Source organism: Streptosporangium sp. NPDC050855 (assembly GCF_044456585.1).
Taxonomy (GTDB): Bacteria; Actinomycetota; Actinomycetes; order Streptosporangiales; family Streptosporangiaceae; genus Streptosporangium; species Streptosporangium longisporum.
The window spans coordinates 25,866-52,793 of the sequence record NZ_JBITFY010000020.1; the positions used below are offsets into that span (position 1 = coordinate 25,866).

General features: G+C 74.1%; 13 protein-coding genes. 11 read left to right on the plus strand and 2 right to left on the minus strand.

Features of this window, described 5'->3' with window-relative positions; all coding sequences use genetic code 11:
- Positions 1-10 precede the first annotated feature (10 nt).
- Entirely contained in the window at positions 11-1,333 is a 1,323-nt protein-coding gene (gene entS, locus ACIBCT_RS32030) for an enterobactin transporter EntS (protein ID WP_399194980.1), read from the minus strand.
- Positions 1,334-1,389: 56 nt separating this feature from the next.
- Here entS and panD point away from each other — a divergent pair, with 56 nt between their 5' ends.
- A complete protein-coding gene (gene panD, locus ACIBCT_RS32035; RefSeq protein WP_399194982.1) occupies positions 1,390-1,797 on the plus strand; it encodes an aspartate 1-decarboxylase in 408 nt (135 codons plus the stop codon).
- A 3-nt stretch (positions 1,798-1,800) separates the two neighbouring features.
- Entirely contained in the window at positions 1,801-3,372 is a 1,572-nt protein-coding gene (locus ACIBCT_RS32040) for a (2,3-dihydroxybenzoyl)adenylate synthase (RefSeq protein ID WP_399194984.1), read from the plus strand.
- A gap of 291 nt (positions 3,373-3,663) precedes the next feature.
- On the opposite strand, the gene ACIBCT_RS32045 is transcribed toward ACIBCT_RS32040, so the two are convergent.
- The gene (locus tag ACIBCT_RS32045; RefSeq protein WP_399194986.1) at positions 3,664-5,070 is read right to left on the minus strand and encodes a salicylate synthase; all 1,407 of its coding nucleotides are present in this window, start codon (positions 5,068-5,070) and stop codon (positions 3,664-3,666) included.
- Between the two features lie 161 nt (positions 5,071-5,231).
- Between ACIBCT_RS32045 and ACIBCT_RS32050 the strand changes: the two genes are divergently transcribed.
- The 9 genes from ACIBCT_RS32050 (at position 5,232) to ACIBCT_RS32090 (ending at position 26,782) form a co-directional block, all read left to right on the plus strand.
- Positions 5,232-17,567 (plus strand): amino acid adenylation domain-containing protein, encoded by a 12,336-nt coding sequence (locus ACIBCT_RS32050; RefSeq protein WP_399194988.1) that lies wholly within the window; start codon positions 5,232-5,234, stop codon positions 17,565-17,567.
- Between the two features lie 121 nt (positions 17,568-17,688).
- On the plus strand, positions 17,689-18,723 hold the full coding sequence (locus ACIBCT_RS32055; RefSeq protein ID WP_399194990.1) for an iron-siderophore ABC transporter substrate-binding protein: 1,035 nt from the start codon (positions 17,689-17,691) through the stop codon (positions 18,721-18,723).
- A gap of 187 nt (positions 18,724-18,910) precedes the next feature.
- Positions 18,911-20,185 (plus strand): lysine N(6)-hydroxylase/L-ornithine N(5)-oxygenase family protein, encoded by a 1,275-nt coding sequence (locus ACIBCT_RS32060; protein ID WP_399194992.1) that lies wholly within the window; start codon positions 18,911-18,913, stop codon positions 20,183-20,185.
- A 65-nt stretch (positions 20,186-20,250) separates the two neighbouring features.
- Positions 20,251-21,036, plus strand: coding sequence for an SDR family NAD(P)-dependent oxidoreductase (locus tag ACIBCT_RS32065; protein WP_399194994.1), 786 nt, complete (start codon positions 20,251-20,253; stop codon positions 21,034-21,036).
- Positions 21,026-21,667, plus strand: a complete 642-nt coding sequence (locus tag ACIBCT_RS32070; RefSeq protein WP_399194996.1) for a TetR/AcrR family transcriptional regulator — start codon at positions 21,026-21,028, stop codon at positions 21,665-21,667. Before ACIBCT_RS32065 ends, ACIBCT_RS32070 begins: the two co-directional genes overlap by 11 nt.
- A gap of 211 nt (positions 21,668-21,878) precedes the next feature.
- Complete coding sequence (gene efeU / locus ACIBCT_RS32075) at positions 21,879-22,727, plus strand: iron uptake transporter permease EfeU (protein WP_399194999.1); 849 nt, start codon at positions 21,879-21,881, stop codon at positions 22,725-22,727.
- Positions 22,728-22,748: 21 nt separating this feature from the next.
- The gene (gene efeO / locus ACIBCT_RS32080) at positions 22,749-23,897 is read left to right on the plus strand and encodes an iron uptake system protein EfeO (RefSeq protein ID WP_399195002.1); all 1,149 of its coding nucleotides are present in this window, start codon (positions 22,749-22,751) and stop codon (positions 23,895-23,897) included.
- A 19-nt stretch (positions 23,898-23,916) separates the two neighbouring features.
- A complete protein-coding gene (gene efeB, locus ACIBCT_RS32085) occupies positions 23,917-25,179 on the plus strand; it encodes an iron uptake transporter deferrochelatase/peroxidase subunit (RefSeq protein ID WP_399195004.1) in 1,263 nt (420 codons plus the stop codon).
- A 208-nt stretch (positions 25,180-25,387) separates the two neighbouring features.
- Positions 25,388-26,782, plus strand: coding sequence for a family 16 glycosylhydrolase (locus ACIBCT_RS32090; protein WP_399195006.1), 1,395 nt, complete (start codon positions 25,388-25,390; stop codon positions 26,780-26,782).
- Positions 26,783-26,928 lie beyond the last annotated feature (146 nt).

Here is a 26,928-nt window from a genome sequence, read left to right on the forward strand (position 1 = left end):
GCGGCCCGTCTCACCGTGTCCCGGCCTCCTCGTCCTGGCCCTCGTGCTCGCCCTGGTCTCCGTGCTCGCCCTGGCCCTCGTGCTCGCCGGGGGCCAGGGTCGCGCCGCGCAGGCCGGTGAGCGTCAGCGCCAGCGCCAGTGCCAGTGCGGCGCTGGCGGCCCCGTACACGACGATCGCGGTGCCGGGTGCCAGGTAGCGGCCGAGCGCGCCCGCGCCGAGCGAGCCGACGGCCTCGCCGCCGGTCTCCTGGGCCGACCACAGGGCGTTCACCCGTCCGAGGTAGCCGTCAGGGGTGTGCGCCTGGATGAGGCCGTAGCGGAGGATCTCCTCGATGGAGGCGACCAGCCCGTACCCGAACAGGATCGCGACGGCGAGCGCGGGATGGCGGGCCAGCCCGAGGCAGGCCAGCAGGGCGAACCCGCAGACCGACGCGACGAGCAGCGCCTTCCCCGGGGAGCGCGAGCGGCCCGTCCAGCCGCTGGTGACCGCGCCGAGCACCGCGCCGCAGGCCGGTGCCGCGTACAGCAGGCCGACCGTGGCCGGGCCGCCGCCGAGCTGCAGGGTCGCGAACGCGGGCATCAGCACCGGGATGCCGCCCGCCACCATGAACAGCAGGCCGAGCAGCATGAGCGACCCGACGACGCGGTGCGAGGCCACGAACCGCAGCCCCGAGCCGATCGCGCGCAGCGGGTTCTCGGTGACCTCGGAGACCGGCCTGAGCGCGGGCAGCCTGGCCAGCAGGCCGAGGGTGGCCAGCGTGCCGGCGGCCGCGGCCGCGTAGTTCCAGCCGACCCCGAACGCCGACACGGTCAGGCCGCCGAGCGCGGGGGAGAGCATCGAGCCCAGCCGTACGGTCAGCGCGTTGAGCGCGCCCGCCGCCACCAGCCGGTCGGGCGGCACCAGCGCCGGGGTCGCGGCCAGCAGCGCGGTGACGCTGACGCCGGTGGCCAGCCCGTCCCAGGCCGCGAGCACGTAGATCGCCGCCAGCGAGGGGGAGGGCAGGAAGGCGTTCAGCGTCAGCAGCGAGAAGCCGAGCCCGGCCGCGGTCCGCGCGACGAGCATCAGCCGGCGCCGGTCGTGCCGGTCGGCCAGCACCCCTCCCCACAGGAAACCCGCCAGCAGGGCGAAGCCCTCGGCCGAGGAGACCGCGCCGACGTGCACCGTCGAGCCGGTCATCGCGTACACCTGCACCGGGACCGCCACCATGAGCATCCCGATGCCGAAGACCGAGACGGTGCGCGCGATGAAGACGTCGCGAAAGGCCCTGCTGGTACGGAGCGGGCCGATGTCCATTGCCAGATGGCGGAGCATCTTCGGGGTTCTCCTCGACATGCAGAGTGGATAAGGTGAGGCTTACCTTAGTTGACCTTAGGGAAAGAGGGCAGACAGTGCAGCGGGTCCTTATGAACGGAAAGATCCACCGCGCCACGGTGACCCAGGCGGACCTGCACTACGTGGGTTCCCTGACGATCGACGCCGAACTGATGGCCGCCGCCGACATCGTCGAGGGGGAGCAGGTCCACATCGTCGACATCGACAACGGTGCCCGCCTGGTCACCTACGCCATCACCGGTGAGGCGGGCAGCGGGATCATCGGTGTCAACGGTGCCGCCGCCCATCTGGTGCACCCCGGAGACCTCGTCATCATCATCTCGTACGGCACCTTCGACGACGCCGAGGGACGGGCGCACCTGCCCAAGGTGGTCCACGTGGACTCCGCCAACCGCATCGTCGCCCTGGGGAACGACCCGGCCGAGCCGGTCCCCGGCGAGCCGGCCCAGCTCGCGGGGCGGTGAGACGTGGAAGGGTTCACCCCCTGGCCCGAGGAGTTCGAGGCCCGGTACGTGGCCGAGGGCTACTGGAGCGACCGCCTCCTCGGTGACGTGCTGCGCGGAGGCGACCCGGAGCGGGTCGCGCTGGTCGCCGGGGACGAGCGGCTGACCTACGCCGAGCTGGACCGGCGTGCCGGGCGCACCGCCGCCGGTTTCGCCCGGCTCGGCATCCGGCGCGGCGACCGCGTCGTGGTGCAGCTGCCCAACACGTCCTCGTTCGTCGTCGTCTTCCTGGCGCTGGTGCGCATCGGCGCCGCCCCGGTGCTGGCCCTGCCCGCGCACCGCAGCAGCGAGATCGGCTACCTGTGCGAGCTGAGCGAGGCCAGGGCGTACGTCATCCCGGACGTGCACGGCGGGTTCGACCACCGCGAGCTGGCCCGCTCGCTCTCCGTCGAGCACGTCGTGGTGGACGGGGACGCCCAGGAGTTCCTCGCGCTGGCCGACCTCGACGCCGACCCCGGTGACGTGTCCTACGAGCGGCCCGGCCCGGCCGACGTCGGGGTCTTCCTGCTCTCCGGCGGCACCACCGGCCTGCCCAAGCTCATCCCGCGCACCCACCGCGACTACGTCTACAACCTGGAGGCCAGCGCCGAGGTGTGCGGGTTCACCCCCGCGACCGTCTACCTCGTGGTGCTCCCGGTGGCGCACAACTTCGCGCTCGCCTGCCCCGGGGTGCTCGGGGTGTTCGCCAAGGGCGGCACGGTCGTGCTGGCGCCCTCGGGCTCTCCCGACGAGGCGTTCCCCCTCATCGAGCGGGAGCGGGTCACGGTCTGCGCGATGGTGCCGCCCATCGCGCTGCTCTGGCTGGAGGCGGCCTCCTGGTCCAAGGAGGACCTGTCCTCGCTCGAACTGCTCCAGGTCGGCGGTGCCAAGTTCGCGGCCGAGCGGGCCGCCCAGGTCCCCGGGGTGCTGGGCTGCGCTGTGCAGCAGGTGCTGGGAATGGCCGAGGGGCTGCTCAACTACACCCGGCTGGACGACCCGAGGGAGCTGGTCGACACCACGCAGGGCAGGCCGCTCTCACCGGCCGACGAGATCCGCGTGGTCGACTCCGAGGGCGCCGAGGTCGCCCCGGGGGAGGTCGGCGAGCTGCTCACCCGCGGCCCGTACACCCTGCGCGGCTACTACCGCGCGCCCGAGCACAACGCGCGCTCCTTCACCCCCGACGGCTTCTACCGCACCGGTGACCTGGTACGGCGGCTGCCCACGGGACACCTCGTCGTGGAGGGCCGCGCCAAGGACCAGATCAACCGCGGCGGGGACAAGATCTCGGCCGAGGAGCTGGAGAACCACCTGCTGGCCCACCCGGCGGTGCACGACGCCGCGGTGGTCGGCATACCGGACGCGGCGATGGGGGAGCGGACCTGCGCCTTCCTGATCGTCCGCGGCCAGGCGCCGACGCTGCGGGAGATCAAGGCGTTCCTCAAGGAGCGCGGCGTGGCCGCCTACAAGTGGCCCGACCGCGTCCGGCTGGTCGAGACCTTCCCGCGCACCCCGGTCGGCAAGGTCAGCAAGAAGGAGCTCGCCGCCGACCTGAGCTGAGCGTCCCGGCGCGGACGTCCGCGTCCGTGAACGTCCTCACCCGGGGACGTCCGCGCCCGGGGACGTCCGCACCAGCGGACGTCCATGTCCGGGGACGTCCGCGCCCGTGGCGCCTCACCCGGGGACGTCCTCACCCGTGGCGTCCGTGCTCGTGGGCGTCCGCGGGTGCGGGCGGCGGGGTCGGCGGGGTCACCGGTCCGGGGGGGCCGGCAGTGCCCGGACGGTACCGGCGGGGAAAAGCGCGTGCCACCCGGGCGGGGGCGCTTCGCCCGGGTGGCACGGGAACGGCGGCTAGGCGCTCGGGACCACGTACGGGGCGATGCTGGAGAGCTTCTCGCAGGTCTCCTCGTACTCCCGCTCGGGGGTCGAGCCGGAGACGATGCCGGCACCGGCCCGCAGCCAGGCCCGGCCGTTCTCGCTGTAGATGGCGCGCAGCACCAGGGCGGCGTCCATCGCCCCGTCCCGCGAGACCGACAGGACGGCGCCCGCGTAGAGCCCGCGGGGCTCCTCCAGCCGGGCGATCGCGTCGATCGCCTCGGGCTTGGGGATGCCCGAGGCGGTCACCCCGGGGAACAGCGCGTCGAGGGCGTCCCAGCCGGTGCGGCCGGGGGCCAGCTCGCCGCTGACACTGGAGCCCAGGTGCTGCACGCTGCCGCGTTCCTTGACCGTCATGAAGCCGGTGACGCGGACCGTGTCGGGCGCGCAGACCCGGTACAGCTCCTCCTGCGAGGCGCGCACCGACACCGCGTGCTCGAAGATCTCCTTGGGGTCCCCCTCCAGCTCGCGGCGGGTGAGCGAGTCCACGCTCTCGCCGCGGCCGAAGGCCCGGGTGCCGGCCAGCGGCTGGGTGGTGACCGTACCGGCCTCGTCCACGCTGACCAGCACCTCCGGGCTGAACCCGGCCGACCGGAAGCCGTCCAGGTCGAGCAGGAACGACCGGGCAGGGGTGTTGGCGGCGCGTCCGCACGCGTAGGTCGCGACGACGTCGACCGGGAACGGGACCGGCAACCGGCGCGAGACGATGACCTTCTGGTAGAGCCCGGCACCGATCTCGGCCACGGCCCTGGCCACCCGCGCCCGGTAGTCGTCCCCACCGGGACGCACGTCGACCGGGGACGGCGCCAGGGACGGCGCCGGGGCCGCGGACGGCGACAGCGCCGCCGCGACCTCGACCCCTACCGCGACCTCGGGCGAGGACGCGACGGGGGACATGGCGGGGGGCGCGACGGGGGACACCGCCGACGGCGGGACCTGCGGCGCGACCGGCTCGGACAGCAGCGCGGCGACCCGTTCGGCCTCGCCCGGGTCCGCGCTCGTCACCACGGCGCGTCCCTCCTCGATCCGCACCTCGGTGCGCGGCACGACCAGGTGGGCGAGCCGTCCCGCGGGGACGTGCGCGGCGAACTCGAACGCGATCCAGCCGTAGGCGTTCCAGGCCGGCCAGGGAGCCGACCGGAGCGCGGCCTCCAGTGCCGCGGAGGGACGTCCCGACCAGGTCTCCTCCTCGGCGGGACCGTCCGCCCAGCGGCTGCGCACGACGCCGGGTTCGAGGATCACCTCACCGGCCACCCCGCCCGCGAACGTCCAGCGGCCCGGCCGCTCGTACACCACATAGTCGGTGAACAGGCCGGACCCGGCCAGGCGCGTGACCAACGACAGCGGGTCGGCCACGTCGCCGACCACCACGTGCGCGCGCATCTCATCGGTGCTGACACCAGAGGACAAAAGACCCACCCCTCCGCGGGACGAACTTCCCGACTAATTAGGTAAGCCTAACCTTGTGTGAATTTAAGAGGCAAGGCTAACCTAAGCCAGACGCTGGACAGTGCCCGGCCCCGGCCCCAAAGGAAGAGTTGAGCGTGCGGCAACAGCAGGACATTGCGCGGCGACGTGAACTGATGCGGCGGATGATGGCCGAGGCGGGGCTAGGGCCCGGCAGGGACGGGATCGTCCCGCGCGCCTCGGCGGGACCGGCCCCGCTGTCCTACGCCCAGCAGAGCATGTGGTTGCACCACCGGACGTTCCCCGACAGCCCCGCCTACAACGTCTGCCTGCTGGTGCGCATGGCGGGCCCGCTCGACGTCGAGGCGCTGCGCGAGGCCCTGCGCGGCCTGATCCGCCGTCACGCGGTGCTGCGCACCGTCTACGACGAGGACGACGAGCACACCGCGAACGCCGGGGACACCGGGAACGTGGCGAGCACCGCGAACGCCGGGGACACCGGGAACAGCGGGAACAGCGGGAACAGCGGGAACACCGCGGGAGGCGAGGGCGCCGGGGGGCCGGTGCAGCGCGTCCTGGACGACGACTCCCTCGACCTGCCGCCGCACGACTGCGGCGACGCCGAGGCCCGGGCCGCGCACCTGGCCGCGCTCCCGTTCGACCTGCGGACCGAACGGCCGATCCGGCTGGAACTGCTCCGGCTCGGCGCCGACGAGCACGCGCTGGTCCTGGTCGTGCACCACATCGCCTGGGACGGCATGACCTGGGGGTCGCTCTCGCGCGACCTGTCGGCGCTGTACCGCGCCGCGCTCTCCGGCGAGCCGGACGGCCTGCCCCCGCTGCCGGTGCAGTACGCCGACTACGCCGCCTGGGAGCAGGGCCGCCCGCGCGCCGCCGAGGAGCTGGAGTACTGGCGCCGGCGCCTCGACCCGCCCCCGGCCCCCCTGGACCTGCCCGCCGACCGCCCGCGCGGGGCCGTCGTCTCCGAGCGCGGCGGGCGCAGGGCCCGCCGTTTCGACGATGCCGTCACCGCGGGGATGCGCGCGCTGGCCGCCCGGGAGAACCTCACCCCGTACATGGTGATGCTCGCTGCGCACGCGGTGCTGCTGCACCGCTACACCGGCGCGACCGACATCGCGATCGGCTCGGCGGTGATGAACCGCGAGCACACCGAGATCGAGCGGCTGGCCGGCAACTTCGGCAACACCCTGGTGCTGCGCACCGACCTGTCCGGCGCCCCCACCTTCCGCGAGGTGCTGCACCGGGTGCGCGAGACCTGCACCGAGGGGTTCGCGAACCGGACGCTGCCGTACGACACGATCGTGCAGGAGCTGCGGCCGGCCCGCAGGCGCGGCGGGTCGCCGTTCTTCGACACCATGCTGCTCTTCCTCGCCCAGGAGATCGGTGAGCTGGACCTGCCCGGCCTCACCACGGGCTGGACGCACGTCCACAACGGCACCACCCACTTCGACCTGTCGCTGGAGGCGTTCGTCCGGCCGCAGGGCATGACGGTCGAGGCCACCTTCCGCCGCGAGCTCTTCGACGACGAGCGCATCGACGCGCTGCTGGTCCACCTGGAGACGCTGCTGGGCGGCGCGGTGAACGCCCCGGACACGCCGATCGCCGACCTGGAACTGCTCGACGCGGCCGAGTCGGCGCTGCTGGAGGCGTGGAACGACACCGCGCGTCCCGTCCCGGACACCACGGTCACCGCCCTGTTCGAGGAGCAGGCCGCGCGCACCCCGGAGGCGGTCGCCGTGGACGGCGAGTCCGGCGCGCTCACCTACGCCGAACTGGACCGGCGCGCCCGCGACCTCGCCGGCCTGCTGCGCGAGCGCGGTGCCGGGCCCGACCGGGTCGTCGCGCTGGCCCTGCCCCGCACCCCGGACCTGGTGGTCGCGCTGCTGGCCGTGCTCAAGGCCGGCGCCGCCTACCTGCCGCTCGACCTGGACCACCCGGCCGACCGGCTGGCGTACATGATCGAGGACGCGGCCCCGCTCTGCGCGCTCGCGACCGCGGAGACCGCCGCGCTCCTGCCGCCCGGGACCGACGCGCTCCTCCTCGACGCCCCCGCGACCGCCGTCGCGTCGGGCACGGCGGCCGGCGCGGAGGCGCGGCCGGTGCGGGGCGGCGACCTGGCGTACGTCATCTACACCTCGGGATCGACCGGCCGCCCCAAGGGCGTGGCCGTCCCGCACTCGGCGCTCACCGCCTTCCTGCTCACCATGCGGGAGCGCCTGGCCCTGGGCGCCGGCGACCGGCTGGTCGCGGTGACCACGATCGCCTTCGACATCGCCGCGCTGGAGCTGTACGTACCGCTGATCAGCGGCGCGACCGTGGTCCCCGCGAGCCGCGAGACCGTGCGCGACCCGGCCGCGCTGGGCCGGGCGCTGGCCGGGGCGACCGTCGTCCAGGGCACCCCCTCGCTGCTGGGGTCGCTGGAGCCGTCCGCACTGGCCGGGCTGCGGGTCCTGGTCGGCGGCGAGGCCCTGCCGCCCGCGCTCGCCGGCACCCTGCACGCCACCGCGGCCTCGGCCGTCAACATGTACGGGCCCACCGAGGCGACGATCTGGGCGACCTCCGCCGAGCTGCCGTCGGACGGGATCGGCCACCCGTTCCCCAACACCCGCGCCTACGTCCTGGACGCCGCGCTGCGCCCGGTGCCGGTCGGCGTCCCCGGTGAGCTCTACCTGGCGGGCGTCCAGCTCGCCCGCGGCTACGCCGGCCGTCCGGGGCTGACCGCCGAGCGTTTCGTCGCCGACCCCTTCGGCCCGCCCGGTGAGCGCATGTACCGCACCGGCGACCTGGCCCGCCGCGCCCGTGACGGCTCCCTGGAGTACCTGGGCCGCGGCGACGACCAGGTGAAGATCCGCGGCTTCCGGATCGAGCCCGCCGAGGTGCAGGCGGTGCTCGCCGCCCACCCCGGTGTCGCGCAGGCCGCCGTCGTGGTCCGCGAGGACACCCCCGGCGACAGGCGGCTCGTCGCCTACGTCGTGCCGCACCCGGACCTGGACGACGGCCTGGACGAGGCCGGCCTGAGGGCCACCGCGGCCGGGGCGCTTCCCGAGTACATGCTGCCCTCCGCGACCGTCCTGCTGGAGGCGCTGCCGCGGACGGTCAACGGCAAGCTCGACCGGGCCGCGCTGCCCGCCCCCGAGGTCCGCGTCTCCGGCCGGGAACCGCGCGACGAGCGCGAGGCCGCGCTGTGCGCGGTCTTCGCCGAGACGCTCGGGCTGGAGAGCGTGGGCATCGACGACGACTTCTTCGCGCTGGGCGGCCACTCGCTGCTCGCCACCCGCCTGGCCGGCCGGGTACGCGCCGCGCTGGACGCCGAGCTCACCATCGCCGACGTCTTCGAGGCGCCCACGGTCGCCACCCTGGCCCCCCGCCTGACCCGTGGCACCGGCCCCCGGGTCCGCGACGTCGTCCGGCCGGACGTCGTCCCGGCCTCGCCCGCGCAGCGCGGTCTGTGGTTCGAGGAGCGCCTGCGCGGCCCCTCGGCCGCCGACGCGCTCCCGCTCGGCCTGCGCCTGCGCGGCCCCGTCGACGTCGACGCGCTGCGCGCCGCCTTCGCCGACGTGGTGGCCCGCCACGAGGCGCTGCGCACCCTGCTCGTCGAGGGCGAGGACGGCCTGCCCGTGCAGCGCGTCCTGGCCACCGGCGAGGCCGCCTTCGACGTGGTGGACGCGCGCGGACGCTCCGAGGAGTGGCTGCGAGAGGCCGAGACGCGGGCCGCCTCGCACGTCTTCGACCTCGCCACCGACCTGCCGATCCGGGCGACCCTGCTGCGCGTCTCCGCCGAGGAGTCGGTGCTGGTCATGCTCCAGCACCACGCCGCCGCCGACGAGTGGTCGTTCACGCCGCTGCTCGCCGACCTGTCGCGCGCCTACACCGCCCGCGCCGCGGGCGCCGCGCCCGACTGGGCGCCGCTGCCGGTGCAGTACGCCGACTACGCCGTCTGGCGGAGCCGGGTCCCCGAGGTCGCCGGTGGTACCGCCTTCTGGGAGCGGACGCTGCGCGGGCTGCCCGAGGAGAGCACGCCGCCCCCGGACCGGCCCCGCCCCGCCGAGGCGAGCCACCGCGGCGGGCTCGTCCCGTTCCGGCTGCCGCTGGACGGGGTGCGCGAGCTGGCCCTGCGGACCGGCACCAGCGTGTTCATGGTCCTGCACGCCGCCGTGGCCGCGCTGCTGCACCGGGCCGGCGCGGGCGAGGACGTGGCACTCGGCACGCCCGTCGCGGGCCGTGCCGACGCCGACCTGTCCGACCTGGTCGGCGTGTTCGTCAACCTCGTGGTGCTGCGCACCGACCTGTCCGGCGACCCGGCCTTCACCGAACTGCTGGAGCGGGTCCGCCGTACCGACCTGGCCGCGTTCTCCCACGCCGACGTGCCGTTCGAGCAGGTCGTGGAGCGGCTGGCGCCGGAGCGCTCGCTGGCCCGCAGCCCGCTGTTCCAGGTGATGATCGTCCACCAGCGGCTGGAGGACGTCCGGCTCCGGCTGCCGGGCGTGCGCGCCGAGCCGTTCCTGCCGCGGACCGGCGGCGTCAAGTTCGACCTGGACGTCTACTTCTCCGAGGGCGAGGACCTGATCGAGGGGTTCGTGGCCTACGCCGCCGACCTCTACGACGCCGAGACCGTCACCGGCCTGCTCGACGACCTCGCCGAGCTGCTGAGGCGGGCCGTGGAGGACCCGGCGCGGCGCCTGTCGGCGCTCGGCGCCCCGGCCGCCCGGCCCGCCGTCACCGCCCGCGAGGCCCGCGAGACCCGCGAGCTCCGCGAGCTCCGCGAGACCCGCGACGGCGGGGCCGCCGGCCTGACCGTCGCCGAGATGGTCGAGGCCCAGGTGGCGCGGACGCCGCACGCCCCCGCGGTCGTCTTCGGCGACACCGTGCTCGACTACGCCGGGCTGGACGAGCGCGCCGAGGCCCTCGCCGACCGGCTCGCCGCGGCGGGCGCCGGGCCGGAGCGGATCGTCGCGATCGCGCTGCCCCGCTCCGCCGAGTTCGTGATCGCCCTGCTGGCGGTGCTCAAGACCGGCGCGGCCTACCTGCCGATCGACACGACCTACCCGCGCTCCCGGATCGACCTGATGCTCTACGCGGCCCGCCCGCTGCTGGTCCTGGGGGCCGACGAGCTCCCCCCGGACGCGCCGCCCCGCGCCCGGACCCGGCCGCTGCCCGACCACCCGGCGTACGTGATCTTCACGTCGGGCTCCACCGGGACGCCCAAGGCCGTCGCCGGCACCCAGCGGGCCCTGGCCGGCCGCCTGGCCTGGGGCATGGACCTGGCCCCGGCCGGCACGCGGGTCGCCAAGAGCTCACCGGCCTTCATCGACGGCAGCACCGAACTGCTCGGCGGCCTCGTGGTCGGCGACACCGTCGTCGTGGCCGACGACGAGACCGCCGTCGACGCGCTCGCCCTGGCCGGCCTGATCCGCCGGCACCGGGTGAACCTGGTGACGGTCGTGCCCGGCCTGCTGTCCGCGCTCCTGCGGGCCGGCGAGGCCGGCGACCTCGGCTCGGTGACCACCTGGGTCAGCAGCGGCGAGGCCCTGCCCGCCGCGCTGGCCGCGCGGGTCCCGGCCCGGCTGGTCAACCTGTACGGCTGCTCCGAGGCGGCCGGCGACAGCCTGATCGCCGAGGGCGCAGGGGGACTGGTCCCGATCACCGGCACCGAGGCGTACGTGCTGGACGCCGGGCTGCGCGAGGTGACGGTCGGCGAGCTGTACCTGGCCGGGGACGGCCTGGCGCGCGGCTACCTCGGCGACCCGGCCCGCACCGCCGAGCGGTTCGTCGCCAACCCCTTCGGCCCGCCCGGCTCGCGGCTCTACCGCACCGGCGACCGGGTGCGCCGCCGCCGCGACGGCGCCCTGGACTTCCTGGGCCGCGCCGACGACCAGATCAAGATCCGTGGCTTCCGCGTCGAACCCGGGGAGGTCGAGGCCGCGCTCGCGGCCCGGCCCGGGGTGCGGCGGGCGGCCGTGGCGCTCCGCTCGGGGCCGCGCCTGGTCGGCTACGTCGAGACCGAGCCCGGCACCGACCTCGACGCGCTGCACGAAGGGCTCCGCGAGACCCTGCCCGGCCACCTCGTCCCGGCCGTGCTCGTCGGCCTCGACCGGCTGCCGCTGACCCCGGGCGGCAAGCTCGACCGCCGGGCGCTGCCCGAGCCCGCCGCCCGCGCGGGACGGGCCCCGGAGACCGGGGCCGAGCGCGCCCTGGCCCGGCTGGTGGCCGAGACCGTCGGGCGGGACGCCGTCAACGCCGACGATGACTTCTTCCGCACCGGCGGCGACAGCATCAGCGCCGCCCTGCTGGTGGGGAGGGCCCGCCGCGCCGGGTTCGCCTTCACCGTCCGCGACGTGTTCCGGCTGCGCACCGTCGAGGCCCTGGCCCGCATCCCGGCCGCCGCGACCGCACCGGACGCGTCCGCGCCGGACGTCCCCGTACCGGACGCGTCCGTGCCCGGCGTCCCCGCGACGGACGTCCCGGCCGGGGGCGCCTCCGGCCCGGAGCGGGCCGAGCTGTCGCTCTCCCCGCTGCAGGAGGGCCTGCTCTTCCACCTGATGATGGCCGGCGAGGACCGCGACATCTACGTCCAGCAGGCCGTGGTGACCCTGACCGGGCCGGTCGAGGCGGACCGGCTGGCCGGGGCCGCGCGCCGGGTGCTGCTGAAGTTCCCCAACCTGCGCGCCGGGTTCCGCACCGACGGCGGCCGTACCGTGCAGTTCGTCCCCGAGCACTTCGAGGTCGACTGGACCTTCGCCGACCTCACCGGGACGACCGGCGAGACCGGCGAGACCGACCGGGTCGGCGGGATCGGCGGGGCGGACGGCCTGGAGGCGTTCGTCGAGGCGCAGCGCGCCCGCCCGTTCGTCCCCGACTCCCCGCCGCTGATCCGCTTCGCGCTGGCCAGGGTCGGGGAGGAGGACTTCCGGCTGGTGCTGACCTCCGAGCTGATCCTGCTGGACGGCTGGTCGGGCGCCCTGCTGGTCACCTCGCTGCTGGAGTTCTACACCGACGCCGAGGCCGAGCACGACCGCCCGGCCGTCCCCTTCCACGCCTACCTCGACTGGGTCAACGCCCAGGACCGCCAGGCCGCGCTCAAGGCGTGGGCCCGTGCCCTCGACGGCCTCGACGAGCCCACCCTGATCAGGCCCGAGCTGACCGGCCGCCCCGCCGACCTCGCGGGTGCCGGGGAGATCCACCGGGCGCTGCCCGGCGACCTCGCGTCCCGCCTCGACACCCTGGCCCGCGAGTCCGGCCTGACCCTGGGCACCCTGTACGAGAGCGCCTGGGGACTGCTGCTGGCCGGGCTGACCGGCCGCGACGACGTGGTCTTCGGCGTCTCGGTCTCCGGCCGCCACCCCGACGTCGACGGGGTGGAGTCCATCGTCGGCCTGCTGTTCAACACCGTCCCGGTCCGGGTGCGGGCCTCGGCGGCCGACCCGCTCCGCGCCGTCCTGGAGCGGGTGCAGACCTTCCAGTCGGAGCTGTTCGACCACTCCTACGTCGCGCTCGCCGACGTGCAGCGGGAGACCGGTCTCGGCACCCTGTTCGACACCCTCTTCGTGTTCCAGAACTTCCCCGGCATGCCCGTCGGGCGCGGGTTCGGCCCCGGCGGCGACGTGCGGGTGACCGGCCGCCAGGTCCGCGACGCGACCCACTACCCGGTCACCATGGTCGTCGAGCCCGGCGCGGGCCTGCGCGTCATGTACCGGGGCGACGCCTTCACCGAGGCCGAGGCCGCGCGCCTGACCGACCGCTACGTGCGCGTCCTGGAGGCCGTCGCCGCCGACCCGGCCGGGCCCTGCCACCGGCTCGACCTGCTGTTGCCCGGCGAGCACGACCGGCTGCGCCGCGACTGGGCCGACTCCGAGCGGTTCGTGCCCGAGCTCACCATCGCCGAGCTGCTCGCCGAGCAGGCCGCGCGCACCCCGGACGAGCTCGCCCTGGTCTCCCAGCCGGACGTGCGGCTGACCTACGCCGAGCTGGACGCCGCGGCCAACCGGCTGGCCCGGCTGCTGCTGGCGCACGGGGCCGGTCCGGAACGGGTCGTCGCCCTCGCGCTGCCCCGCTCGGCGGAGATGGTCGTCGCGCTCTTCGCGGTGCTCAAGACCGGCGCCGCCTACCTGCCGCTGGAGCTCGACTACCCGGCCGACCGGCTGGACTTCATGCTGGCCGACGCCGCCCCGGCCTGCCTGGTCTCGCACCGCGCCATCGCCGCCGGGCTGACCTGCCCGGGGGAGACGATCGCGCTCGACGACCCCGCGGTGCGCGAGCGCCTGGACCGGCTGCCCGGCACCGGCCTGACCGGCGAGGAGACGCCCGGCTTCGGCAGGGACGTCCCCGGGCGGCTGGAGCACCCCGCGTACGTGATCTACACCTCCGGCTCGACCGGCCGGCCCAAGGGCGTGGTCACCCCCTACCGGGGCCTGACCAACATGCAGTTCAACCACCGGGCCAACATCTTCGACCCGGTCGTGGCCTCGGCCGGACGCCGGCTGCGGATCGCGCACACCGTGTCGTTCTCCTTCGACATGTCGTGGGAGGAACTGCTCTGGCTCATCGAGGGCCACGAGGTGCACGTCTGCGACGAGGAGCTGCGGCGCGACGCCGAGGCGCTGACCGAGTACCTGCGACGCCACCGGATCGACGTGATCAACGTGACGCCGACCTACGCGCAGCAGCTCCTGGAGGAGGGCCTGCTCGACGGTGAGCACCGGCCGCCGCTGGTGCTGCTGGGCGGCGAGGCCGTCCCGGCGGCCGTGTGGGACCGGCTCGCGCGCACCGAGGGGACGCTCGGCTACAACCTCTACGGCCCGACCGAGTACACCATCAACACCCTCGGCGGCGGCACCGAGGACAGCGCCACCCCAACCGTCGGCAAGCCCATCTGGAACACCCGCGGGTACGTGCTCGACGCCTGGCTGCGGCCGGTCCCGCCCGGCTCACCCGGAGAGCTCTACATCTCCGGCGCCGGCCTGGCCCGAGGCTACCTCGACCGGCCGGGCCTGACCGCGGAACGGTTCGTGGCCGACCCCTTCCAGGCGGGGGAGCGGATGTACCGCACCGGTGACCTGGTACGGGTCCGCGAGGACGGCAACATCGACTTCCTGGGCCGTACCGACGAGCAGGTGAAGATCCGCGGTTACCGGGTCGAGCTGGAGGAGGTCGAGACCGCGCTGGCGGCCGAGCCCGGCGTCGGGCAGGCCGCGGTCGTCGCGGTGAGCACGGACGTGCCCGGGGTCAAGCGCCTCGTCGGCTACGTGGTGCCCGACGGCGCCGCGCAGCCCGAGGCCGAGGCCGAGCACCTGGCGGAGTGGCGGCAGATCTACGACGCCGAGTACACCGAGATCGGCACGGCCGTGCACGCCGAGGACTTCGCGGGCTGGGACAGCAGCTACGACGGGACGCCCATCCCGCTGGAGCACATGCGCGAGTGGCGCGAGTCCACCGTGGCCAGGATCGCCGCGCTGCGGCCCCGGCGGGTGCTGGAGATCGGCGTCGGCACCGGCCTGCTGCTGTCGCGGCTCGCCGGTGACTGCGAGGAGTACTGGGGCACCGACTTCGCCGCCCCCGTCATCGCCAAGCTCCAGGCCGACCTCGGCCCGGACTCGCCGGTACGGCTGAGCTGCCGGCCCGCGCACGACACCGCCGGCCTGCCCGCCGGGCACTTCGACGTCGTCGTGGTCAACTCGGTGGTGCAGTACTTCCCGAGCGCCGGCTACCTCGCCGAGGTGATCGGCGCCGCGATGGACCTGCTCGCCCCCGGCGGCGCGCTGTTCGTCGGCGACGTCCGCGACCTGCGGTCGGTGCGCTGCCTGCACGCGGCCGTCCAGCTCGGCCGCCTCGGCGACGGCACCGGCGCGGACGGCGACGGCAACGACGACGGGGACGGCGGCGACCCGCGGGCGGTCACCGCGGCGATCGACCGCGCCGTCCGGATGGAGAAGGAGCTGCTGCTCGACCCCGCGTTCTTCACCGCCCTCGGCGTGGCCGCGCGGGTGGAGGTCCGCGCCAAGCGCGGCGTGCACCACAACGAGCTCAGCAGGCACCGCTACGACGTGACGCTGTGGAAGGCGCCGGTCACCCCGCCCGCCGTACCGGCGGAGGAGACCCCGGTGGTGGACTGGGCCGGGCCGGGCACCCTGCCGCCCGCGGGCCCGGCCGGGCCGCTGCGGGTGCGGGGCATCCCCGACCCCCGCCTGTCCGGCGAGCTCGCCGCGCTGCGCGCCCTGGAGGGCGGCGCCTCGCCGAGGCGGGCGCGCGAGCTGCTGGGCGAGCCCCCGCGCGGGGTCGACCCCGAGTCGCTGTACGCCCTCGACCCGGACGTGGTCATCACCCCCTCGGCCGAGATCGGGTACTACGACGCCGTCTTCGGTGGCGGGGCCGCGTACGCTCCGGCCGACCCCGACCGCAGGCCCGCCTCGTACGCGAGCAACCCGGCGGCGGCCCGCGACCACGGGGCGCTCGCCGCCCGGGTGCGCGAGGGGCTCAAGCGCAGGCTGCCCGGCTACATGGTGCCGAGCGCGATCGTGACGCTGGACGCGCTGCCGCTGACCGTCAACGGCAAGCTGGACCGCAGGGCTCTGCCCGCCCCGGACCGGCACGGGCCGCGCGGGAGCGGGCGCGCCGCCAGGACCGCGGTGGAGCACCTGCTGTGCACGCTGTTCGGCGAGGTGCTCGACGTCTCCGGCGTCGGCATCGACGACGGCTTCTTCGAGCTGGGCGGTCACTCGCTGCTGGCGACCCGGCTGGTCGGCAGGGTCCGCGCGGTGCTTCGCACCGAGCTGGCCATCCGCGACCTGTTCGAGGCGCCCACCGTCGCCGAGCTGGCCGGACGGCTGCACGACCGGGCCGGGGTCGCGCTGCGGCCTCCGCTGGTGCCCGCCGAGCGGCCCGAGCGCGTCCCGCTGTCGTACGCCCAGCGCCGGTTGTGGCTGCTGGACCAGATGCTGCGCGAGGACGAGGGGCCGCGCGAGGCCTACCACCTGCCGCTCGCGGTGCACCTGAGCGGGAGGCTCGACGTGGCCGCGCTGCAGGCCGCGATCGGCGACGTGACCGCCAGGCACGAGAGCCTGCGGACCGTCTTCGCCGAGCACGAGGGCGTGCCCTTCCAGCGCGTCCTGCCGCCCGAGCAGGTCCGCCCGGTCCTGGAGGTCACCTCGGCGGCGCCCGAGGAGGTCATCGCGCGCCCGTTCGACCTGGCCACGCAGATCCCGCTGCGGGTCGCGCTCATCGAGGAGGGGCCGGACGAGCACCTGCTGCTGGCGGTCTTCCACCACATCGCGTTCGACGAGTGGTCCTTCGGCCCGTTCGCCAGGGACGTGGCCCGCGCCTACGCCGCGCGGCTGCGGGACGCGGCACCGGCCGTGGAGCCGCCCGCGGTGCAGTACGCCGACTACACGCTCTGGCAGCGCGAGCTGCTCGGCGACCTCGCCGACCCCGGCAGCCTGCACGCCCGCCAGCTCGCCTACTGGGCGCGGGCGCTGTCCGGCATGCCGCAGGAGATCCCGCTGCCGGTGGACCGGCCCAGGCCCGCCACCGTCGGCCAGCGCGGAGGGACCGCGACCAGGCGGCTGCCGGCGGCGCTGACCGGGCGGCTGCGCGAGCTCGCCCGCTCGGCGCAGGCCAGCATGTTCATGGTCTGCCAGAGCGCGGTGGCCGCGCTGCTGCACCGTACGGGCGCGGGGGAGGACATCCCGCTGGGCAGCCCGGTCGCGGGCCGCACCGACGAGGCCGTCGCCGACCTGGTCGGGTTCTTCGTCAACACGCTGGTGCTGCGCGCCGACACCTCGGGCGACCCGTCCTTCGCCGAGCTGCTGGCCCGTGTCCGCGACACCGACCTGGCCGGTCTGGCCAACCAGGACCTGCCGTTCGAGGCGCTGGTGGAGGCGCTGCGCCCGCCGCGGGTGCCCGGCCGCAACCCGCTGTTCCAGGTGATGGTCGGCTACGAGAACCAGGCCATGGGCGAGGTGGACTTCCCCGGGCTGCGGCAGCGGGAGGCGCTGTTCAGCCCGCCCGCGGCCAAGTTCGACCTGGACTTCATCTTCCGGGAGCGGGGGGAGGAGCTCCACCTGATCGTCGACTACTCGGCCGACCTGTTCGACCCGGCCACCGTGGACACGATGATCGGGGCGCTCCTGGACGTGCTGGGACGCGTCGCGGCCGAACCCGAGACGCGCCTGAGCGACCTGCCCGTCACGCTGGAGGCCCGCACGGTCACCGCCGCCGCCACGGGACCGGCGTCCCGGCGCGACGACGACCTCACCGAGCGGCTGTGCCGGGTGTTCACCGAGGTCCTGGAGGTGGACGCGGTCGGGCCGCACGACAACTTCTTCGACCTGGGCGGTCACTCGCTGCTGGCCATGCAGCTGGTCCGCAGGATCCGGCGCGAGCCCGGGTGCGCCGGGGTGCGGATCGCCACGCTGATGACGTCCCAGAGCGTGGCCGAGCTCGTCGACCGCCTGGAGTGAGGCGCTTCGCCGGGAAGCGCTTCGTCGTGAAGCGCTTCCCAGGGCGGGCAAAGATTGTTAACTTAGGTGAGGCTTACCTAAAACGGGAGCTCTCGTGAGCTCTGGAAGGACACCCATACCCATGCGCGACACGATGCGCCGTCTGTTCGCCACCGGAACACTCCTGCTCGGCCTCGGCCTGGTCGGCGCGTGCGGTGGCGGAGGCGGTGGCGAGCAGCCCGCCGCGAGCGCCACGACGCCCGCCGCCCAGGCAGGCTCCGGATTCCCGGTGACCATCACCCACAAGCTCGGCACCACCACGATCGAATCCGCGCCCCAGCGTATCGTCGCCCTCGGTGAGATCGACCAGGACACCCTGCTCGCCCTGGGCGTGCAGCCGGTCGGCATGGCGGAGCTGACCGGCATCCAGCCCGACGGCCTCACCCCCTGGACCGCCCCCAGGCTCTCCGGTGCGAAGCCGGAGCTGCTCAAGGCCGGCGAGGCCGGCTTCTCCCTGGAGAAGATCGCCGCCCTCAAGCCCGACCTGATCCTGGCCGGCGGCGACTACTACATCGACAAGGAGTACGCGGGCCTGTCCCAGCTCGCGCCGACCACCGCCTACGAGACCGGCCCGGCCGAGGACTCCTGGCAGACCGTGGCCCGCCAGGTCGCCAAGGCGGTCGGCAAGGCCGACGAGGGCGAGAAGCTCGTCGCCGACGTCGAGGCGAAGATCGCCTCGGTGAAGACCTCCCACCCCGAGCTCTCCGGCAAGAAGTACGCGCTCACCAGCGTCTTCCCGTCCGGCAACATCGGCGTCATGAAGTCCGACGCCGACATCAGCGTCAAGCTCTTCGACCAGTTCGGGATGGTGCTGCCCGAGGAGATCAAGGCCCTGCCCGGCGAGGGCTTCGCGGCCGAGCTGAGCATGGAGAAGGTGAAGGTCCTCGACGTCGACGTGCTGCTCAGCCACTACAACGACGACGCCGCCACCCAGAAGAAGATCGAGGCCAACGCCCTGTTCTCCGGCCTGGACGTGGTCGAGCGCGGCTCGTACGTGCCGCTGGACCTCAAGGCGTTCTGGCCGCTGCGCACGCCGACGCCGCTGGCGATCCCCTACGTGGTCGACCAGCTCGTGCCCCAGGTCGCCAAGGTCGCCAAGGCCGCCTCGTCCTCCTGACGGACGTCCCGGCCCTCCCCGGGACGGGCCCGCCCCGGCGGGCCGTCCCGGGGAGGGCTCCCGCGGGATCCTGCGCGGATCCTGCGCGGATCCCGTGCGGATCCCGTGCGGATCCCGTGCGGACCCGCTCTCCCCCCCGCCGCCGCCCGGCTCCGGGGGACCATTCCTCAGCACGTGAGAGGCGAACATGTCGAGCCCGGTCTATGACGTCGTGGGCATCGGTTTCGGGCCCTCCAACCTCGCGCTCGCGGTGGCCCTGGAGGAGGAGTACGGCGCCGGCGTGAACGCGGTCTTCTTCGAGAGGCAGCCCAGGTTCGGCTGGCACCGCAACATGCTCATCGACGGCGCCACGATGCAGGTCCACTTCCTCAAGGACCTGGTCACCCTGCGCAACCCGACCAGCCCCTACTCCTTCCTGTGCTACCTGCAGGAAAAGGGCCGGCTGGTCGACTTCATCAACCACAAGACCATGTTCCCCACCCGGCTGGAGTTCCACGACTACCTGGAGTGGGTCGCCGCCTCCTTCGCCGACCTGGTGCGCTACGACTCCGAGGTCGTGGCGGTGCGCCCGCACGACGACGACACGCTGGAGGTCGTCGTGCAGCGCGGCGACGAGCTGCACACCTGTCTGACCCGCAACCTGGTGATCGCGGTCGGGCTGGACCCGGTTCTGCCCGGCGGCGTGCGCTCCGGAGAGCGGATCTGGCACACCGAGGAGCTGCTGGCCCGCCTGGAGGGCCTCGGCGGCCGCGAGCCCAGGCGGTTCGTGGTGGTCGGCGCCGGGCAGAGCGCGGCCGAGGCCGTCGAGCACCTGCACCGCACCTACTCCTCCGCGGAGATCTGCGCGGTCTTCACCCGGTACGGCTACTCGCCGGCCGACGACAGCCCCTTCGCCAACCGCATCTTCGACCCCGAGGCCGTCGACCACTTCTTCACCGCCCCCGAGGAGGTCAAGCGCATGCTGCTGGCCTACTCCCGCAACACCAACTACTCGGTGGTGGACATGGACCTCATCGACGAGCTCTACCGGCGCTCCTACGCCGAGAAGGTCGCCGGGGTCGAGCGCCTGCGCATGCTGAACGCCTCCCGCCTGCTCGGCGTGGACGAGGACGGCGAGAGCGCCCGCGTCCGGCTGTGCTTCCTGCCCACGGGCGAGACGAGCACGATCGAGGCCGACGCGGTCGTCTGCGCGACCGGCTACCGCGAGCGCAACCCGCTGGACCTGCTGGGCGAGGCGCGCGAGCACTGCCGTACCGGCGAGGCGGGCGAGCTGCTGGTGGAGCGCGACTACCGGATCGCCGTCGACCCCGGCAAGAGCTGGGGCGTCTACCTGCAGGGGGCCACCGAGGACACCCACGGGATCGCCTCGTCGCTGCTGTCCATGACCGCCGTGCGCACCGGGGAGATCGTGCGCTCGATCGCCCGCCGCTCGGCGCAGGTGCCCCAGGGCGCCGAACCCTGAGCGGCCCGCCCGGAGCCGGGGACCGATTCTAGAGAGACTCTCTAGAATCCGGTACGCTCCCGGGCATGAGACCCAGCGTCGTCATCACCGGGGGCAACCGCGGGATCGGTCTGGCCACGGCCGAGGAGTTCGCCCGCCTCGGCCACCGCGTGGTGCTCGTGGCCAGGAACCCCGCCGCGGCGGGCGAGGCGGCCCGGCTCGGCGCCGACCTGGTGACGGCGGACCTGTCGACCCTGCGGGGGATCCGGTCCGCCGCCGGGGAACTGGCCGCCGTCTGCCCGCGCCCGGACGTGCTGATCCACAACGCCGGGATCTGGCCCGCGGCGCGGCGGCTCACCGAGGACGGGTTCGAGGAGTCCTTCGCCGTCAACCACCTGGCCCCCTTCCTGCTCAACCACCTGCTGGAAGACCGCCTGACCAGGGTCGTCCAGGTCACCGCGGGCCTGTACGTCAAGGGCCGCGCCGACCCCGGGCGCACGCCCACCGGCGCGGACTTCTCCCCGGTGCGCACCTACGCCGACACCAAGCTGTGCAACCTGGCGCTGACGCCGCTGTGGGCCGCGCGCTGGAGGGAGCGGGGCGTCACGGTCGACGCCGTGCACCCGGGGGTGATCAGGACCGGGCTCGGTGACCGCGGCGGCCCGGTGGGGGTGCTGCTGAAGGCCGCCAAGCTGCTGTGGAAGGCACCCGCCGAGGGCGCGGCCGCGGTCCTGGGGGTGGCCATGGACCGGGCCGGTACCGGGCGCTACTTCGACGTCGACCGCGAGCTGCCCCTGGAGCCGGTGGCGGCCGACGCCGTCCTGGCGCGCAGGCTCTGGGCGCAGGCCGCGGAGCTCACCGGTGTCGCCTAGGCACAGGCGCGGCGACGAGACCAGGGAACGGCTGCTGGCCGCCGCCCTGGAGCTGTACGACCGCCACGGCGCCGAGGGCTTCACGATGACCGCGGTGACCGGGACGAGCGGCGTCAGCGTCGGCAGCCTCTACCACCACTTCGGCAGCTTCGACGGGCTGGCCGCGGCACTGTACGCGCGCTGCCTGTCCGGCCTGCTCGACGCCGTCATCGCCGCCCTCGACGCCGAACGCGACCTCGTCCGGGCCGGGGCGGCCACGCGGCCGGGGCGGGGCGAGCGGGAGGCGGCCGGGGTGATCCGCGCCGTGGTCACCGGATACCTCGGCTTCACCCGCGAGCACCGGTCCGCCGCGCACTTCGTGCACGCCTCCGCCTACGCCGGGTTCCTCGCCGCCCACCCCGGGCCGGTCACGCGGGAGACGGGGCCGAGGCTCGCCGAGATCCTGGGCCGGCTGCGGCCGTACACCGAGGCGGGCCTGGTCGTGGAGCTGCCGGACGCGCTGACCGAGACGCTGGTCGTCGGCCCGGTCGCGGAGACGGCCCGCCGGTGGCTGGCCGGAGCCCCCGGCATCGACCTGGACGAGGCGTGCCGCCTGCTGCCCGAACGGATCTGGCGCTCCGTGCGCGCGTGAGCGGACGGCACCGCGACAGGGCGCCACGAGGGGACACCGCGGGGGTTCCGAGAGAGGGGTACCGCCGGGGAGGGACCGCGAGAGGGCGCCGCACCCCGGCCGGGACCGCTCCGGCCGTCCGTGACCACCCCGCCCGAGAGTCGTCCCGTCCCCCCGACTAAGGTTGTCCTAACCTAATACGGTCGCGGTTTTCGGTTCTCATGGAGTGACGGTGTTCGCCAGCTATCTCATCGGACTGCGTGAGGGCCTGGAGGCCACCCTCGTCGTCTCCGTGCTCGTCGCCCTCCTGGTCAAGAGCGACCGGCGGGACCGGCTGCCCCTGGTGTGGGCCGGCGTCGGCGCCGCCCTGGTGCTGTCGGTCGCGTTCGGCGCGCTGCTGACCTTCACCGTCGCCCGCCTGGAGTACCGGCAGCAGGAGCTGTTCGAGGCGATCACCTCGCTGCTGGCCACCGCGTTCGTCACCTGGATGATCTTCTGGATGCGCCGCGCCGCCCGTACCCTCTCCGGCGAGCTGCGCGCCAGGCTCAGCCGGGCCCTGGAGGTCGGCGCGACCGCGGTGGTGGTCGTGTCCTTCCTCGCCGTGGCGCGCGAGGGCCTGGAGACCGCGCTGCTGTTCTTCGCCTCGGCGCAGGGCGCCTCCACCACCGCCGTCCCGCTGATCGGCATCAGCCTGGGCCTGCTCACCGCGGTCGCGCTGGGCTGGGCGATCTACCACAGCGCGATGCGCATCGACCTGACCGTCTTCTTCACCTGGACCGGGCTGCTGCTGATCCTGGTCGCCGCGGGCATCTTCAAGTACGGCGTGCACGACCTGCAGGAGGCAGGCGTCCTGCCGGGGCTGTCCGTCCAGGCATTCGACATCAGCGGCGTGCTGCCCGCCGACTCCTGGCACGGGGCGCTGCTGGCCGGGATGTTCAACATCACCCCGCAGCCGAGCGTGCTGGAGACGGTGGCCTGGGCCGCCTACGCGCTGCCCACGCTCGTGCTCTTCCTGTGGCCGCGGCGGAACCCGGCCCCCGTGTCCCCGACCTCAGCGACCGACCCGCAACACGCGGGCTGACCCTTTCCGAACGGAACGACCATGCGCACCTCCGTCTCCATCGTCACCGGCGTGCTCGCGCTCGCCGGCCTCACCGCCTGCGCCTCCGATCCCGCCCCCGGCGCCGGGACGTCGGCCGCCTCGGCGGCCCCGGCCGCGGGCGGTCCCGTCGCGGTGGCCGCCAGCGACACCGAGTGCAAGGTCGCCGTCACCGAGGTCCCGGCCGGGACCTCGACGTTCGCCGTCACCAACGGCGGCACCAAGGTGACCGAGTTCTACGTCTACGCGGCCGGTGACCGGGTCATGGGCGAGGTGGAGAACATCGTGCCCGGCCTGACCCGTGAGGTGATCATCGAGCTGCCCCCCGGCACCTACCAGACCGCCTGCAAGCCCGGCATGATCGGCAAGGGCGTCCGCGGGCCGCTCAAGGTCACCGGCGAGCACAAGCCGCTCAGCGACGACGCGCAGCTCGCGGCGGCCACCGCCGGCTACAAGCGCTACATCAAGTCGCAGAGCGACACCCTGCTGACCAAGGCGCAGGAGTTCGTGGACGCGGTCAAGGCGAAGGACGTCAAGAAGGCCAAGGCGCTCTTCCCGGTCTCGCGGACCTACTGGGAGCGGATCGAGCCGGTCGCGGAGATCTTCGGCGACCTCGACCCGGCCATCGACGCCCGGGAGAACGACGTGGCCGAAGGCGAGGAGTGGACCGGTTTCCACCGCATCGAGAAGGACCTCTGGGTCACCGGGGACATCAGCGAGGACGGGCCCGTCGCCGACAAGCTGATGGCCGACATCACGACCATCGTGGAGAAGGCCAACGCCGCCGAGCTCTCACCGGTGCTGCTGGCCAACGGCGCCAAGGGGCTGCTCGACGAGGTCGCCTCCGGAAAGATCACCGGCGAGGAGGACCGCTACTCCCACACCGACCTGTGGGACTTCGACGCCAACCTGCAGGGGTCCAAGGCGGCGGTGCAGGCGCTCCGCCCGGTCCTGGAGCAGCGCGCCCCCGAGCTGGTCACGACGCTGGACGAGAGGTTCGCCGCGGCCGAGGCGGCGCTCGGCGCGCACCGCAAGGGCGACGGCTGGAAGCTGCACACCGAGCTGTCCAAGGACGACCTCAGGAAGCTCTCGGACGCGATCAACGCGCTCTCCGAGCCGATCAGCAGGATCGCCGCGGTGGTGGCGAAGTGACCCGCGTGAGGCAGGGGCGATGAGCGGGCGGATCAGCCGCAGGAAACTGCTGGGCATGGGCGCCGCGGGGGCGGCGGCCGCCGGTGCCGGCGCGATCGTGGTGCGCGGTGCCTCCGGCGGGCCCGAACCGGCACCCGCCCCGCCCCCCGCCTCCGCCGCCGACCCGATCCCCTTCTACGGCGAGCACCAGGCGGGCATCGTCACCCCGGCGCAGGACAGGTTGCACTTCGTCTCGTTCGACGTGGTCACCGAGAACAGGGCCGAGCTGGACGACCTGCTGCAGGAGTGGACCGCGGCCGCGGCCCGGATGACGCGGGGGCAGGAGGCCGGGGTGTTCGGGGCGGTCGGCGGGGACCGCGAGGCACCGCCGGACGACACCGGCGAGGCGCTCGGGCTGCCGGCCTCCGGGCTGACGCTGACGGTCGGCTTCGGAGGCTCGCTGTTCGACGACCGGTTCGGGCTGACGTCGCGCAGGCCGGCCGCGCTGGCCGACCTGCCGCACCTGCCCGGCGACGCGCTGGTGAAGGACATCTCCGGCGGTGACCTGTGCGTGCAGGCGTGCGCGCACGACCCGCAGGTCGCGGTGCACGCCGTCCGCAACCTGGCGCGCATCGGCTTCGGCCGGGTCTCGGTCCGCTGGACCCAGCTCGGCTTCGGCCGTACGTCCTCGACCTCGCGCTCGCAGGCGACGGCGCGCAACCTGATGGGCTTCAAGGACGGTACCGCCAACCTCAAGCTGGAGGACGTGGCGCTGCTGAGGGACCACCTGTGGGTGGCGCCGGGCGACGGCCCCGACTGGATGACCGGCGGCAGCTACCTGGTCACCCGCAAGATCCGGATGCTGATCGAGACGTGGGACCGGGCGCCGCTGTCCGAGCAGGAGCAGATCTTCGGCCGCGACAAGGGCGAGGGCGCCCCGCTGGGCCGCAAGGCCGAGTTCGACACGATCGACTTCGCCGCCAAGGGCCCCGACGGGCAGGCCCTGATCAAGGACGACGCGCACGTACGGCTGGCGCACCCGTCGAACAACGGCGGCGCGCGGCTGCTGCGCCGCGGCTACAACTACGTGGACGGCTCCGACGGGCTCGGCCGGCTGGACGCCGGGCTGTTCTTCATGTCCTACCAGCGCGACCCGCACCGGCAGTTCGTCACCGTGCAGCGCTCCCTGGCCGAGGCCGACTCCCTCAACGAGTACATCAGGCACGTCTCCAGCGCCCTGTTCGCCTGCCCGCCGGGCGTGCGCGACGCCGGCGACTACTGGGGGTGGGCCCTGTTCGCCTGAGACCGCGACCCCGCGGTGACGCCCTCCACCGGGAGCCCGCGCACTCCTTTTCACTATGGAACCGTCCAAAACAGGGAAAAGCGTCGAGGCCGGATTTTCACTGTTAGGTTCGTCCCGTTCACATGATCAACGGCCGCTTGCAGCGGCGGCCCGACGATGTTCAAGGGGGCGGAAGATGACTCATCCGCGTTCGACGGGGTCACTCTTCTTGAGGAAACGCGCGGTCGCGGCGCTTCTGGCCGCGACCGGTGTCATGACGCTCTGCGGCAGTGGCACGGCCACCGCCGCGGCGGCGAGCGTCACGATCAAACCGGCCGCCGACACCACCTACTCGCAGGTCGCCCAGGACGGCGACGGCAGCGCCAGGACGACCCTGGCGACCTGCCCGCAGTCCTGCGACGGGAACTCCTCGGGGCAGCGGGACGCGGTCGTCGGCTTCAACGTCACCGGCCTGCCCGCGGGCGCCACCGGCGTGACGGCCCGCCTGGAGCTGTACTCCTGGAACCCCTTCACGGGCACCACGACCACCGCGCACGAGGCCGACGGCGGAGCCTCCGGCACCGGCACCTGGGCGAGCCGGCCGGCGCTCGGCGCCGCGCTGGACTCCAACACCGCGGTCACCAAGGGCTACAACGCCTGGGACGTCTCCTCGGCCGTCACCGGCAACGGCGCGGTCACCTTCGCCGTCCGCCAGACGACCCGCACCACCCGGACGTACTGGGCGTCCGCCGACAACTCCAACGCGGCGATCCGGCCGCGCCTGGTGATCTCCTACACCACCGGCGCGACGCCCGGCCCCACGCCGACGGTGACCCCCACGGTCAGGCCGACGCCCACCCCGACGGCGAGCCCCACGGTGACCCCGACGACCCCGGCCGGCTGGCGGCTGGTGTGGGCCGACGAGTTCAACGGCACCGCGATCGACACCACCAAGTGGAACACCAGGGACAGTTCCCTGGACTTCGACCGCGCCTGCATCACCAGCAGGCCGGCGAACCAGTTCGTGAGCGGCGGCGTGCTGACCATGCGGGCGCTCAAGGAGGACCGTACCTGCGCCGGTACGACCCGCCACTACTCGACCGGCTACCTCGACACCATGAGGGGCAAGGCGTCGTTCACCTACGGCCGGTTCGAGATCCGCGCGAAGTCCCCGAACGGGCCGAACAACTCCAAGGGCCTGTGGCCCGCGTTCTGGATGCGTCCCGACGACGGGGGCAACGGCGAGATCGACGTCACCGAGCTCCCCGGCGGCCCGCAGTACTACCGGGCCTCGACGGCGGCGATCTTCCGTGACTACACGCCCACCAAGAACGACTTCCGGTACACCTTCCCGAGCGGGTACCCGGGCGACGGTTTCCACACCTACACCACCGAGTGGGAGCCGGGCGTGATCCGCTGGTACGTCGACGGCAAGGAGATCTGGCGCCGCGAGGGCAACACGCCCACCTGGCTCAAGGACACCCTCGGCGGCGACCTGAACTACAAGCGGAAGTTCAACCTGCGGCTGAACTTCCAGGTCGGCGGATGGCTGGGCGACCCGGACGCCACCACCGTCTTCCCGGCCGACTTCAAGGTCGACTACGTGCGCGTCTGGCAGCGCTGACCGCCCTTCGCGCACCGGCGGGGGGGGGGGGGGGGGGGGGGGGGGGGGGGGGGGGGGGGGGGCGGGCGGCGGCCCCCCCCCCCCCGCCGCCCGCCCGCCGGCGCGCGCACCCCCCCCCCCCCCCCCCGGCGCCCCCGCCCCCCCCC